This window comes from Waterburya agarophytonicola KI4, from assembly GCF_020640915.1.
GTDB lineage: Bacteria > Cyanobacteriota > Cyanobacteriia > Cyanobacteriales > Xenococcaceae > Waterburya > Waterburya agarophytonicola.
In genome coordinates this window covers 14138-27919 of sequence record NZ_JADWDC010000008.1, presented here as the reverse complement: position 1 = coordinate 27919, position 13782 = coordinate 14138, and the positions used below count along the sequence as shown (strand labels likewise).

Annotated in this window: 13 protein-coding genes; 8 read left to right on the top strand and 5 right to left on the bottom strand. The window is 37.2% G+C overall.

The window, feature by feature from the left end; genetic code table 11:
- Positions 1-26: 26 nt before the first annotated feature.
- From pgeF to I4641_RS04820, 3 genes are all read right to left on the bottom strand, one after another.
- Complete coding sequence (gene pgeF / locus I4641_RS04830; protein ID WP_229639337.1) at positions 27-830, bottom strand: peptidoglycan editing factor PgeF; 804 nt, start codon at positions 828-830, stop codon at positions 27-29.
- Positions 831-988: 158 nt separating this feature from the next.
- On the bottom strand, positions 989-1783 hold the full coding sequence (locus I4641_RS04825; protein WP_229639336.1) for a hypothetical protein: 795 nt from the start codon (positions 1781-1783) through the stop codon (positions 989-991).
- Positions 1784-1911: 128 nt separating this feature from the next.
- On the bottom strand, positions 1912-2706 hold the full coding sequence (locus I4641_RS04820; protein WP_229639335.1) for a type 1 glutamine amidotransferase: 795 nt from the start codon (positions 2704-2706) through the stop codon (positions 1912-1914).
- A gap of 186 nt (positions 2707-2892) precedes the next feature.
- Here I4641_RS04820 and clpS point away from each other — a divergent pair, with 186 nt between their 5' ends.
- From clpS to I4641_RS04800, 4 genes are all read left to right on the top strand, one after another.
- The gene (gene clpS, locus I4641_RS04815) at positions 2893-3186 is read left to right on the top strand and encodes an ATP-dependent Clp protease adapter ClpS (protein WP_263858142.1); all 294 of its coding nucleotides are present in this window, start codon (positions 2893-2895) and stop codon (positions 3184-3186) included.
- Positions 3187-3226: 40 nt separating this feature from the next.
- Positions 3227-3508, top strand: coding sequence for a DUF2103 domain-containing protein (locus tag I4641_RS04810; RefSeq protein WP_229639334.1), 282 nt, complete (start codon positions 3227-3229; stop codon positions 3506-3508).
- A 177-nt stretch (positions 3509-3685) separates the two neighbouring features.
- Positions 3686-4099, top strand: a complete 414-nt coding sequence (locus I4641_RS04805; protein ID WP_229639333.1) for a nuclear transport factor 2 family protein — start codon at positions 3686-3688, stop codon at positions 4097-4099.
- Positions 4100-4273: 174 nt separating this feature from the next.
- Positions 4274-4756 (top strand): orange carotenoid protein N-terminal domain-containing protein, encoded by a 483-nt coding sequence (locus I4641_RS04800; RefSeq protein ID WP_229639332.1) that lies wholly within the window; start codon positions 4274-4276, stop codon positions 4754-4756.
- Between the two features lie 86 nt (positions 4757-4842).
- Here the strand turns inward: I4641_RS04800 and I4641_RS04795 are convergent, their stop codons facing one another.
- Positions 4843-5784 carry a spermine/spermidine synthase domain-containing protein gene (locus I4641_RS04795; protein ID WP_229639331.1) on the bottom strand — a complete coding sequence of 314 codons (942 nt, stop codon included), beginning with the start codon at positions 5782-5784 and terminating at the stop codon, positions 4843-4845.
- Between the two features lie 440 nt (positions 5785-6224).
- Here I4641_RS04795 and I4641_RS04790 point away from each other — a divergent pair, with 440 nt between their 5' ends.
- Together I4641_RS04790 and I4641_RS04785 are read left to right on the top strand one after the other, a co-directional pair.
- A complete protein-coding gene (locus I4641_RS04790; RefSeq protein ID WP_229639330.1) occupies positions 6225-7268 on the top strand; it encodes a response regulator in 1044 nt (347 codons plus the stop codon).
- 72 nt (positions 7269-7340) lie between these two features.
- The gene (locus tag I4641_RS04785; RefSeq protein ID WP_229639329.1) at positions 7341-7889 is read left to right on the top strand and encodes a hypothetical protein; all 549 of its coding nucleotides are present in this window, start codon (positions 7341-7343) and stop codon (positions 7887-7889) included.
- Positions 7890-7946: 57 nt separating this feature from the next.
- Here I4641_RS04785 and I4641_RS04780 read toward each other — a convergent pair whose 3' ends face one another.
- A complete protein-coding gene (locus tag I4641_RS04780) occupies positions 7947-9857 on the bottom strand; it encodes a thiamine pyrophosphate-binding protein (RefSeq protein ID WP_229639328.1) in 1911 nt (636 codons plus the stop codon).
- 231 nt (positions 9858-10088) lie between these two features.
- On the opposite strand from I4641_RS04780, the gene I4641_RS04775 reads away from it, so the two are divergent.
- A complete protein-coding gene (locus I4641_RS04775; RefSeq protein ID WP_229639327.1) occupies positions 10089-10943 on the top strand; it encodes a DUF547 domain-containing protein in 855 nt (284 codons plus the stop codon).
- Between the two features lie 699 nt (positions 10944-11642).
- Positions 11643-13766 carry a glycosyltransferase gene (locus I4641_RS04770; protein WP_229639326.1) on the top strand — a complete coding sequence of 708 codons (2124 nt, stop codon included), beginning with the start codon at positions 11643-11645 and terminating at the stop codon, positions 13764-13766.
- Positions 13767-13782: the final 16 nt, after the last annotated feature.

Below are 13782 nucleotides of genomic sequence, written 5' to 3'. Positions count from 1 at the left end.
AGTTATTAGTTATTAGTTATTAGTTATTAGTTATTAGTTATTATTCCCGACCATTGCACTTTTTTTTCTCCCGTACGTCGATAAGAGAAAAAGAAATCGTCGTGTTGATAAGTACAGTAGTTACGAGCGATCGCTATATGTTCTGGATTAATATTTAGTTGTTCTAACTGTATTTGATTTACCCTGGATACATCAAGGCGAACTTTCCCTGGTAATTCATCATCAAATAAAGGTGAATTTGGTAGTTGTTTTAGTTCGTGGAGTATTTCCCCTTCTGTTTTGTCGATTGCATCAGAGATGATGGTTTTACCAACTTCTATGGCGACATTTTCGTTTACCTGATACATCTTACCTGAGATGGCAGGGCCAATTGCAATTCTAAGATTTTCTCGCTCGCTGCCAAACTCAACCAAGCGCGCGATCGCACTTTTGACAATTTCTTGAGATGTTCCTCGCCAACCAGCATGAATTGCGCAAACTCCACCAGTTTTGCGATCGCCAATTAAGATAGGAGTACAGTCTGCACTGGCTACCCAGACTGATTGTTCTGAAATATGACTAATAACTCCATCTCCATCGGGGAAGGGATTATCTAAATTTTGTTTTGCGATCGCGGTAGTTATTTCTTGAGAAGTCAGCACTATGTTTCCGTGTACCTGTTTGACTCTATAAGCACTGGTTTTTGGTTGCAAAATAGAAGTCAAATCTTCAGGAGTGCTGGGATAAAATACTTTCGTAAAGAATCCATGCTGCCACGCTGATAGCAAATCGCAAGTTAAATAAGAATTGCCTTCAACTGTTTGCCATTGCCAACCATGTAAGTTATTCATTATTAATTGTTAAATATTTATCGCTAGACATACAAGAGGGGACTATAGATAACAATTCTTCTATAATCCCCAATTTTAAGTTGAAACAAATAGCTTTATTTTTGACCTAAAAACAATCGCGCTAAATAAGCAAGACAATTGAAAAAACAGTAAAAAATTTAGTCTGGAACGATTGCGACAAAAAGCTTGGTTTCTTCTTCATATCTCCAAGCTATTCCCTCTGGATCTTTACTTTGACTCCACTCTTCAAAATCTGGATCTGATTTACGTCTGCCGACAGTACTAGTATTAAGATCGAGACGTTTGGCTAATTCAGCTTGAATTAAAGATCTGCCAACATCAATCGAAGAATTTTCTTCGATATCTAGATCGTTTGATTCGATTTCAGGCTCGATAGTTGCTGTTGAAGACGTTGATTCTTCTTTGGTTAACTGAGCAACACTAGAAGAAGATTCGCTCGATCCGTTTTTTTCTTGCTTGGCTAACAGGGCAATTCCTCTAACGGATAATTTATTAGATTCTTTAGCTGCTAGCTGATAAGAATTGATGACAGGTTCGGGTTCGCTATCATCAAAAATACTTCCTAAAGCACTAGCAGTAGGAAAATAATAAACGAAACCTTTGTCTTTGATTTTTTGAGGAGTAGTGCCATATTCATCACTTTTGCGAATCAAAAATGTTTTGGCATCTTTAAGGGAAATATTTGCTTTTACGGATAGATCTACTGGAGTTAGATAACCCTTATTTTCTTTGATCGACTGATTGAAGTAAGGGTTGATTTCTCCACACCATTTTTGCCATCGATAGTTTTGCCAAATTTTAAAAGCTACGATTAATGCTGCAAGGGCAAGCAAAAAAGGCCATAGCTGATATAAAACAACAAAACCAAAAGCGAAAGGTATGATCAGAATTAAAATTCCAGCAGAGCCATTATCTAGTACTTTGACCGTCATAGTTTTGGTTGCAATTGCATTTATATTGATCTGTTGCAAGATTATCTTGCATATTTTCTCTAATTGCAATACTAAGGCAAATTATGTTGCATAGCACGCAACTTAATGCAAAGATTAACAATTAATGTCTAAACTGTTGCAAGAACATTGAATAAGTCAAGACGTTGCAACATAGCTTTACGTGCTGCAATAGCGATCGAATCATCGATCGCCTTTAATTCAATGGCTCGCTCGTACTTATTTTGCAAGGCTTTAACGATCAGCCAATCGGCAATAAAAGGATTTTTGGGCAACAAAGGGCCATGAGAATAAGTTGCGATCGCATTTTGATAAAAAGCTCCTGCGGTTTGATCTTCTCCGTTATTGCCATATCCTCTAATAACTTTGCCCAAGGGTTGCACGTCATTAAGATAAGTTCTTCCTCCGTGATTTTCAAAGCCAATAGCGATCGGTTTTTCTCCCACCATGGCTGCTAATTCAGAAGCAATGGGATTGGCAGTAATTTCAAATACTAAATTACCAATGCAACGTCGAGCATCAATTCCAGGATGTTTGCTTACCATATCCAACAAACCCAAACCATCAATTCTTTTGCCTAATGCGGGTTCGTAGTAGTGTCCTAAAAGCTGTGGGGATCCACAGGTGAAAACTCCTGGCGTACCCCGATCCAACTTGTTTTTTAAAGCTTCAGCTTTTGCCCCTTGCAAATCTCGCATGACAATCTCTTGCTGGCGATCTTGCGCTCCCCCTCCCACAATGATATCTACTCCCTCGAATACTTCTGGGGTGGTTTCTTTTTTTAGGGGAATAACTTCTACCTCTATATCCCGCCACTGACAACGTCTTTGTATGCAGATAACATTACCGCGATCGCCATAAGTACTCATCAATGTGGGATAAAGCCAGCCGATTGCAATTTTCATTTCTATAGTAGTAAAAGATTGATAATAGCAAATTAAAATATGGCTATTAAATTAGAAAAATGTGCCAAATCAATTTTGAAGAAATAGTTAAAAATAGCTAGACTATTTGTACAGTAAGAATTAATCGTCGTTATAAATAGATTAATTGTAAATATCTATTGAGTTGAATTATAAGGATTTACCTGAATGACTGCTACACCAACAGTAATCAAAGAGAAGTCTGGTCAAACCATCAAGCAACACTATCCTAACTACAAAATAATTGTGTTAAATGATGATTTTAATACTTTTAAACACGTCATAGAGTGTTTAGTTACATATATTCCTGGGATGAGTGGCGATCGCGCTAGAGAATTAGCCGATGAAATACACACTCAAGGACAAGCTTTGGTTTGGGTAGGCCCTCAAGAACAAGCGGAATTATATCATCAACAGTTGAAGCGTGCTGGTTTGACTATGGCACCGTTAGAAAAGGCTTAATCGTTGAACATTTATTATTTATCATTAAACAAAGTAAGTTATGGCTTCTGATGGTCGGTTAGTCTGGAATCATTCAACTCATCTTGATGGTTTGATTCCCATCTTAGAAAAATTGGTTAAGTGTGAAGGAATTACTACCATTACTCCAGGCAGAATTAAAAAAACCAGAAGCCATATACCTAAAATCAAACTCAAAGTTTCTGTTCCTATTCGCGGTGGTTATAAGGTTATTGCTCGTCAAGGCAAAACCGTCCAAGAGGTTTTTATTTTAACTACTTTAGAACAAACTGTTTTAGAACAGGCGATCGCTAATATTATGTAGTCGAGATTTTGCGATCTTTGTGTTAGTTATCAAGATCGCAAATATGAATTGAAACTAATCTAAATTAAATACAACAAAAATCCCTCACCCTCGACAGTATAAATCTTTTGATAGAAGCGATCGCATTATAATTTAGCGTATTTTTAATGGTAGGTAAACTATATCTATATTAATTAAATGACCTATACCGAGATCGATCAGCCTATTACTATCGAAGGAGTAGAAGAGTCGACGATTTTCAATTATTTTACGACTATAAATCAAGCAGAATTTGAACAGACTGCAAGTCTATTTGCAGAAGAAGGAGAACTGCACGCACCTTTTGAAAAACCAATTGCGGGCAGAAATGCGATCGCATCTTATTTAACTAAAGAAGCAGCGGTAATGCAATTATTTCCCCAAAAAGGTATCAAAGAAATAGAAGGGGAGGTAGAACGGATTGAGGTAACAGGTAAAGTTAAAACGTCTCTGTTTCAAGTAAATGTAGTCTGGCATTTTCAGTTAAATCCAGATCGACAAATTGCGATCGCCAGAATTAAATTAATAGCATCACCTCAAGAGTTATTAGGATTAAAAAGGTTCCAAAGTTAAATTCTTTTCTCTGATTATTGATCGTCTGTCCTTAGTTATAGTTGAATACAAGCATTTATCTATCTTTGTGCGGTTATTTAAAAACTCATAAATTCATAGTGTATAGATATTACGGCTTTTACAATCAAAAGCTCACAGAAATCTTAAAATTCTTGAATTAGGAGTATAAACAATATGGGTGCAACAGCATCAGATTCCAATGTCAGCGTAATACTAAACAGCTACAGTAGCTTATCGACAGACGAAAAATTAGCTCTACTTTGGTATGTTTATACTAAGATGGGTACTTCTGTAACTCCCGCAGCACCAGGGGCAGCAGCAGACGAAATTGCAGGAGGACTATTCAATCAGGTGAAAGAATTGTCTTTTGAAAAACAAATTGAAGTACAGCGCAGCATTATTGAAGGCAAAGATACCATCATCTCTCGCGAATATGGCTCTTTGAGCGAAAATACTAAACTATACTTCTGGTATCGTTTGGCACAGGGAATGGAAGCAGGAACAATCATCCCCGTACCCGACGATTACGAACCTACAGGCAATGTAACTCAGCTGTTATCTCAAATTGAATCAATGGAATTCGAGCAGCAAATTACTCTATTAAGAGATGCGGTAGTCAATGCTGGCGCAGAACCAAAAACTGGCGCAGGAGTGTAAGTTAGTAAGTCGATAATTTAACGATTTAATAGTCATTCATTTACAAATAATAAATGAATGATTTTTAGCTCCTTCATTCCTTATTTTCAACTCATTGCCCCCGTACCAAAAAACTTGGGCGGCTCTTTAAGAGTATAAACAGTAGTTTCTTCGGCGATCGCTTTACGGATATATAATGGAGTTTGGAGAATTCCTAATAGTGTTATTCCATCGATAAAACGATATCCTCCTTTAGTTTTATCGGACAGCAATTTATCGACTAATTCTGGTTGTGGCTTCGTATTAATTGCGACATCAGAGCAAAGAGCGAATCCCCAAGAGCGTCCGTAAGAAGGGGTTGGCGCAGATAGAGACGTAACTTCGTCAAACACTGCTTTAAGGGTGCTAACCAAACGAGCATGATCCCCGACTTCTGGGGGAGATATAGGCCCTGCTTGTACCATTACATAGCCTCCAGGGTTGAGTACCCGCTTCAATTTGGTAAAGTATTCTTTGGTAAACAGGGGAAAAGATGGCCCCGACTCTATAGGATCGCTAAGATCGGAGATAATAATATCCCAAGTCTCTTCCGTAGTGTCTAAAACTTTTAGCGCGTCGGCAATGACCAATTCTACACGAGGATCTTCAAAAGCATTTTGGTGCATTTCAGGGAGGTGTTGCTTGCAAGCCTCTACTACTTGTCCATCAATATCAATCATCATCACTTTTTCGACAGTATTCCAGCGCAATATCTCGCGAATAGTTGCCCCTTCTCCACCACCAAGCACTAAAACTCTCTGGGGATTTTGATGAGCGATTAAAGCAGGATGTACTAAAGCTTCGTGATAAATAAATTCATCAACAGTACAAGACTGCCATTTCCCATCTAACACCAATCCTTTGCCAAAAGCTCCCGTTTCAACGATATACATCTCTTGATAAGGGGTTTGTTGATATGCTAGGACTTTAGTTACTCCATGAGTATAGATATCCCAAGAAGTAATATATTCATTGATCCACAGATCGGCTTTTAATTCGCTACCAGACATTTTAAAAGATGAAGAATTAGTGATTAAACAGACGTTAATCATACCAATTTTATTTCACCATAGAATCTCGGATCAAATATTCGCTTAATTTAAGCGGTAAAACTAAGTAGAAAAAAAGCCTAATCAGGAAATTACCGATGTTATCGATAAACTATGTAATAAGCGATCGCCGATCTAATTACACTGATTAATATTGAACAACAAATCGCTCTAATTGACTGGATTTATATAAGATCTTGTGACTCGATCGCAATGGAAAATTGGGATTTTTCGTAACATTTTATCTATAAGCCCAATAACCTTTATTTTCAGGGCAAATGCTGCTTTACAATCCTTTGAAGAGTTTATGTATGATTATTTTTTTGGCTAGTTATCTATTAAGATAATTTGAAATCGTCGATTATATAGACGTATTGATTCTATTATTTTAGGTATATTAAATGATTAATATTTTATTAGTAGACGACCAAGCCCTTTTATGCGAAGTTCTAAAAACCTGGCTTGATATCGAACAAGATCTTCAAGTTGTAGGAGTAGCTCACAATGGAGAAGAAGCGATCGATCAGGTTGAGAAGCTTCAACCTGATATTGTCTTGATGGATATTGATATGCCACAGATGAATGGCTTGAATGCAACTAAAATCATTTGCCAACGCTTTCCCCAAGTAAAAGTGATTTTTTTAAGCGGTCACGATGATGATGCTTATTTAGGTAAATCATTACGGGCGGGAGCAAAAGGTTACTTACTCAAAAATACTACCGCAGAAGAATTGGTACTCAAAATTCGTTCTGTCTACAATGACGTAAATTTACTAGATTCGAGTGGAAATAACAAATCTTTAGGATTTTTCCAAAATCAATTGGAAGAGTTAATTGAAACCTATCAACAAAAATTTATTGATCGCCTTGCCGAACATGAAAATGTGATCGCAAATAGTAATTTTTCTGACGATCTCGAACAGAAATACGAACAGCGCATTCGTGAAATCGAAGATAAATTATATGCCAAACAAGTAAAAAAAATCAACGAATTAGAATATAAAAATCAATCTAGTTGGGAATCAGTTCGTAAAGAGTTAATCAGTGTTAACAGTCAATTCAATCAAGCAAATCGTAATTTGACATTACAGTTTAATCAGCAAATAAATCTTCTTAAACAAGATTTGGATGAAAAATTATCCGATGCTTTAGAAGATTGGTTGCGTCAACGAGCAGCTTTGCAAGAATGGGCTGTACAACGAGATGAAATGCGTCCTTCTATGGAAGAATATGAATCAAAAAATCGTCATGAATTGATGAGTGTTGTTAATCCTATTAGAGCTTCTTTTGGTGATGTCGATAAACAATTTAAAAAAATGCGTACCTGGACAATTGCCAGTAGTATTTTTACTCTTATTGCTTTAGTTATTTCTGGCTATTTATTATTTTCTCAAGTTCAATCTGGTAATTTTCCCTTTAATTCTACTGAGGATGTGGGAAATTAATTTTTCAGCATAAGTTATAGATTTATAATCTAGAAAAATATATTGTTTGCTAATTATTGCAAATATTTTTCCATGTTAAAGTCTTTATTATTAAGTTCTATATTATTAGTAAGTCAGTCGACTAAAAGCGATCGCACTGTCGACAATTTCTATAATGAAGGAAACTTTAGCAACGCTTTTTCTCCCTACGCAATATCTCCCAATTTTAGGGAACTGAAACATAAACTAGAAGGCTATGGATTTGTAGTGAATATTGCTATTCCACCAGACTATCAATTAACCCCGCAACGACAAGATTTTCAACGGAGAAGAGTCAGAAAGCCCTATGGTTTATTAAATGCTTCCAATAAATCGATTTGGATTAATCCCATTGTATTTGAATTAGGAATTAGCCAGCCTGTATTAATTCACGAAACTATTCACGCAGCACAATTTTGCCAAGGAAAGGGTAATTTGCAAGTACTAGAACTAGATATCGAACCTATCAAACAAGCCCAGCCTTTTTTTAAAAGATATGTAAATACTTACAGTCAACAAATAGAAAGAGAAGCCTATGTTGTACAAACTCAAACCAATAGTTATGAATTAGCTGTGTCTTTATTAGATAAATATTGTCAATAGTTTGCCTAATTAAATAGTTACAAAACGAGGACGAATAAGTATTCGCCCTCGATCAAATTACATCAAGCCTTTAACATGACTCATAATGCCTTCTGGATCTAATCCTTGATAGGGAAACTGTTCCCAAAGTCCGCCACAACCTTCTTCGTGAACGCCCAAATAGGCATACTTGGGAGTTAAACCACGTTCTAGTAACCAAGAACCAAAACGACTACCTAAACCAGTACGACGATTGAAAGATTCAACAACTAAAACAAAGGGTGCTTTCCCAATTTTGGCGATCGTCTCTTCGTCAACTACATTAAGAGTAGATTTATTGATCAAACCTACATTAATCCCCTCTTCTTTCAGACGTTCTACCGCATCCAAAGAACGATATAAAGCATCGCCAAAGCTGACAATATAACCCGCATCACCTTCGCGAATCACTTCATCTTTGCCTGGGGTAAAGGTATAGTCACCGCCGAAGAATTCCTTACCTCCATCATCTAAAATCATGGGAACTTTGGAACGAGTGGAGAAGATAAAGCGCATTCCTGGGTTATGAAATACTTTTTTAACGCAAGCACTCATTTGATTGGCATCAGCAGGGAAATAGAGACGGGTTTCATAACCATCTTCTAGTCCGTTATCTGCATACATATTATTAATACCAAAGTGACAGGTATTATCTGCCATATCATCAATACCAGCGTGGGAGAAATGACACAACAAGTTGGACTTATTCAAACGTGCCATAGTAATCTCAGAAACACACATTTCTAAGAAAGCACTAAAAGTAGCAAACACGCCCTGCTTGCCTTCTTCCATACCAAAACCCGCAGCAGCCGAAAGGTTTCCTCGTTCCATAATTCCCGAAGGAATAAAGACTTCAGGATAAGCATCGTGGATTTGTTTGAAACCACACGAACCTTCTAAGTCACTATCAATAAAGATTACTTTCTCTTTGCGATCGCTGTCACTCATTTCACCAAGTACAGATACTACCGCCTCGCCAAAGACATTACGATTAGAACCAAGTTTGTCGCTCACACCCAAGAATTGATAGTCGTTGCTGGGTTTTTTGATGTTTTTAAGGAAATCTGCTGCAGCACCTTGACCATGCTTTTCTAAATATGCGATCGCTTTATCTACAGCAATTACATCATGTCCGTGAGTAGAACCCTCGATTCCTTCGATACCAGGACACATTGGACGTTTATTAATTAACGCAACTGGGCCATCACTAGTTACTGCTGCACACATGCGGGTGTAGAGAGCATCAATATCCTCGCCGTCTCCCTCATTAACTTCTAAACCATGACCAGCCAGAGTTTTTTCAACAGTATAACCTGGTAAATAGTCAGAAGGATGACCTGCGATCGTCACGTCATTATCGTCAATAAATAGTTTTACATTCAGATTTTGTGCCACTGCAAGACGGGCAGCCTCGGCATCATTACCTTCTTGTTGCGAACCATCCGAACCCAAACAGACTACTACCTTATCTGGATTTGCTAAAGCTATACCATTAATATAAGGCCACATATGACCCAATCGACCAGAACTAAATTTGACCCCTGGAGTTAGACCCAATTCAGGGTGTCCTGGTAATTTGGAATTGGCTGCGCGATAGTTAAGTAAATTCTCTTTAGGTAAATCGCCATGCAACACTGCCATTAAATATTGAGTTGCAACGCGATGACCTGCTTCATCAAAGAAGATAGACACAAATTTATCGGGTGCGCCACGGAAAAAAGCATCGAGAATCATTACCTCGGGTACAGTATCAAAAGGTCCTCCAGTATGTCCCCCAACACCTCTGGCTGCACCAGTAGCAGTAAAGAAAACGATCGCTTCGCGACAAAGTTGAATATTGGCTTTGAGGTCTTCTCTTTGTTGGTTTGTCAAAGTAGAATTGCTAGGATCTAGAGCTAGAGGTTTATAGGCGTCAAGATCGATGGGAAAACTAGTACTTGTTGCTGTCATGATTTATCTTATAGTGTTTGAGTAAAGTGCTTTGCTAAAAAACTGTTACATCAAGGGTCTGATATCAATTTCTATTGGTTGAAATGTAATACTCATAAAGAGCGATAAACAAGTTTAAGTTTATCGGGTTGTGGCAAATAGGGAAATCCCCAGGTTTTAATCTGAAATTAATTTACTGATGGATAAGTTCGATTATATTCAGATATATTCAACCTACTTTTGATGGGCATCATGAACAAAACTATTTTATTTGCCAGAATTTTAGGAATAATAGCGATCGCCAGATCGGCTAATCTCGCTAATTCCTCCGAGATATTAACTGGGAAAAATTCTTCAAATATTGCTCGAACAGAAATTGCAGCTAATCGAGCCTTTGATTACCAAGACTATCAAGCAGTCTTGCAAACTTACGTAGACGACCGCGGATTAGTTGACTATGTTGGCTTACAGGCAAATAGAGAACAGCTAGATCGTTTTAATCAATCTCTTGGAAAGGTCCCGCCCGAAACCTATACATCTTGGAATCAAGCAGAGCAAATTGCTTTTTTGACTAATGCTTATAATGCTTTTACTCTCCAATCTATAATCGATCAAGATCCTCTCAAAGACAGTATCAGAGATATTCGTGGAGTCTGGAATAGGCGTAAGTTTAATTTGCTTGGAGAGGAAAGAACTCTCGACAATATAGAACACGATACTCTGCGCCAAGACTTTAACGAACCGAGAATTCATGTAGCATTAGTTTGTGCTGCGATGAGTTGTCCTCCTTTGCGCAACGAGCCATACGTCTCAGAAAAACTTGAGGCTCAACTAGATGAGCAAACAGCTAAATTTGCCCAAAGCATTCATGGTTTTAGCTTGGATCGCCAAGACAATCGAGTTTATTTATCTTCTATCTTTAAGTGGTATGGCAAAGATTTCATCGAAACCTATGGTATTAATGCAGGATTTCAGGGAAACGAACAGCAAAGAGCCGTTTTGAATTATTTCAGCAGTCAATTAGCTCCTCAAGATCTTCAATTTCTCCAAAATAATGACTATCAAGTCAAGTATTTAGACTATGATTGGTCGCTCAATAAGCAATAAACTAATTTTTGAATAACTTGAATAACATTTAGTCATAACTATTTTCTCAAGCTAGCTATCTGACAAGATACTGATTTTAATCTATGTCAAGTACATTAGAGTATTTTACTGGAGCAAAAAGCTTGAATATTAATTTTTTGAGTACAATATTTGATCGCATTTTTCAATGAATTAATATCTTGTTCGTAGAATATTTTAAGCTTAATTAACTTGCTTTAAAGTTATTCAACCCTGAAAAATGATAGATTTTTAATACTCTCTGAATAGACTAATGACTATTAATATAGCAATTGATTGCCTCTATGCCTAAAGATTTTCATTTTCAAAATATACTTAAAAAATCCTTTCTTGTTAATAATATCTATTTGAGCTTATAACAAACTTATTCTCAAGATAGACTGTGGTTTAAGTTATTAGCTTCACTTTTATGTCTCAGCAATTTCACGCAATCGAACTCAAGCCGTAATTTAGTCTAAAAGCTCTTTTTTTTGCTGTTTTTATCACAGTTCAAGACGAATAAAATGTATGTTAACGAGAAATTTACATATGTTTTGTTAAGCTGGCTCTACTTAGATAGGTATCATCACTCCTATATATATAATGCAAACTATCAAGCCAGTCTCAGAGTCAAACAGAGGGATTTATGTCAAGCGAAAGTCTTCAACCAGATTTTCCTTACATTTTGCAACCCTAGGGATTTTGTCCGTATTAGGTTTTTTGGGCGCGATCGCTGTTTCCTGGCTGTTGGGTAATAGTCACGTTACAGAACTATTTATTCAGCTACATTTAATTCAAGCAAACCCTCCTAGCTGGTTGATGCCGCCCGAAGTAAGTAATAAATATTATTTGCTGGCACCGACAGTAATTTTACTTGTCTTGGCACAAGTTGTGATGAAGTTGTCACCAGAGCCTACTACTTGGTCGCGTCGTTTGGTAGCAATGACATTGTTTGCATTATTCCTGCGCTATTTTTTCTGGAGATCCCTTTCTTCACTAAATTTAGCAACTCCAGTAGAAGGTATATTTAGCTTAATGCTTTTCTTGATGGAATTGTTAGCAATGGGTGGTGGTGCGTTGCAGTTGCTGTTATTGCTGACAGTAAAAAATCGCGATCGCGAAGCAGAAAAATATAGTGTAGCTGTCAAGGAGAATTCTTACAATCCATCAGTAGATATCTTAATTCCTACCTATAACGAACCTGATTTTATTCTCAAGCGAACTATAATTGGTTGTCAGGCGATAAATTACGACAACAAGCAAGTATATATTTTAGATGACACCAGAAGACAAAGTGTCAAGCAATTAGCTCAAGAATTAGGCTGTCACTACATTACTAGATCTGATAATTTTGGTGCTAAAGCAGGAAATTTGAACAACGCCCTCAAGAAAACCAGTGGGGAGTTGGTAGTGGTTTTTGATGCAGATTTTGTTCCTACCACCAACTTTTTAGAGCGTACGGTGGGGTTTTTCCAGAAAGACAAAATAGCCTTGGTTCAAACACCCCAAAGCTTTTACAATTCCGATCCCATAGCGCATAACCTGGGTTTGCAAGAAGTCTTAACCTCTGAAGAAGAAGTATTCTATCGCCATCTCCAACCGATAAAAGACGGTACGGGTAGTGTGGTTTGTGCGGGGACATCTTTTGTCGCTAGACGTAATGCCTTAAGAGAAATTGGTTACTTTGCCACGCAGTCAGTTAGTGAAGACTACTTCACGGGAATTCAATTATCCGCCAGAGGTTATGAATTGGTCTATCTCGATGAAAAACTCAGTGCGGGTTTAGCCGCCGAGAGTATTGGCGCCCATATCGAACAAAGATTGCGCTGGGTAAGGGGTACTCTGCAAGCTTTCTTTATTAAATCCAATCCTTTAACCATTCCTGGTTTAAATCTATGGCAAAGATTGGGACATCTAGAAGGAATTTTCCACTGGTTTACCTGTATTCCCCGCGTCTTCTTTTTAATTGTTCCTGTAATTTGTATTTTTGGTCAGTTGAATCCCGTATTAAGTAGCTCGTCTGAAATGGTATACATCTTTTTACCCTATTACATGATGCAGCTTACTATGTTTAGTTGGTTGAACAAGCGATCTCGTTCTGTATTATTATCAGATGTCTATTCCTTAATTCAAGCTATCCCCGTATTTGTGACGGTATTCAAAGTTATGTTTAGTCCTTTTGGCAAAGGATTTAAAGTAACTCCCAAAGGTTTATCTAGAGATAAATTCAACTACAATTGGTCATTGGCTTTACCCATGACAATCCTATTTGGCGCAACTATGGTTAGTTTTAGCGTTAGTTTGCTCAATCCTCCTTCTACTAGTTTTAATTTAGGATTGTATTGGAGTAGCTACAACTTACTAACCATTAGTGTGGCAATGATAACTTTATTAGACTTGCCCAAGCCTAGCTTTTACGAATGGTTCACAATTAAAAAAGAGATTGATGTATATAGCGATCGCTCTACCTACCAAAGTGTAACCCAAAAAATCTCAGAAGAAGGAGTCGAAATCATTTTAGAGCGATCGGCAGATTTATCCACAGATGTATTTGTCGAACTTTTACCTGAAGTACTGATTGTTTCAGGAAAAGTAACTCGTAGTTATCTTGAAAATGATTATCTAATTGTAACCATCAAGTTTAACCAGCTTAACCTCGAACAACATCGAGAATTAGTGGAAATGCTCTATTGTGTTCCTGGTAGATGGCAAAAAAGAAATACCCCCAATGAATTACAGTCTATATTTATTCTCTTTAAGCTAGTGTTGCGACCTTTGATGTTCTTAAATTCTAAGAAAGTTAGTAAGTTAAAGTTGCAGTACTAATTATAAACAACAAGTA

Coding starts and splice junctions, on each gene's coding strand:
- pgeF (WP_229639337.1), bottom strand. CDS start 830: ATGAATAACTTACATGGTTGGCAATGGCAAACAGTTGAAGGCAATTCT.
- I4641_RS04825 (WP_229639336.1), bottom strand. CDS start 1,783: ATGACGGTCAAAGTACTAGATAATGGCTCTGCTGGAATTTTAATTCTG.
- I4641_RS04820 (WP_229639335.1), bottom strand. CDS start 2,706: ATGAAAATTGCAATCGGCTGGCTTTATCCCACATTGATGAGTACTTAT.
- clpS (WP_263858142.1), top strand. CDS start 2,893: ATGACTGCTACACCAACAGTAATCAAAGAGAAGTCTGGTCAAACCATC.
- I4641_RS04810 (WP_229639334.1), top strand. CDS start 3,227: ATGGCTTCTGATGGTCGGTTAGTCTGGAATCATTCAACTCATCTTGAT.
- I4641_RS04805 (WP_229639333.1), top strand. CDS start 3,686: ATGACCTATACCGAGATCGATCAGCCTATTACTATCGAAGGAGTAGAA.
- I4641_RS04800 (WP_229639332.1), top strand. CDS start 4,274: ATGGGTGCAACAGCATCAGATTCCAATGTCAGCGTAATACTAAACAGC.
- I4641_RS04795 (WP_229639331.1), bottom strand. CDS start 5,784: ATGTCTGGTAGCGAATTAAAAGCCGATCTGTGGATCAATGAATATATT.
- I4641_RS04790 (WP_229639330.1), top strand. CDS start 6,225: ATGATTAATATTTTATTAGTAGACGACCAAGCCCTTTTATGCGAAGTT.
- I4641_RS04785 (WP_229639329.1), top strand. CDS start 7,341: ATGTTAAAGTCTTTATTATTAAGTTCTATATTATTAGTAAGTCAGTCG.
- I4641_RS04780 (WP_229639328.1), bottom strand. CDS start 9,857: ATGACAGCAACAAGTACTAGTTTTCCCATCGATCTTGACGCCTATAAA.
- I4641_RS04775 (WP_229639327.1), top strand. CDS start 10,089: ATGAACAAAACTATTTTATTTGCCAGAATTTTAGGAATAATAGCGATC.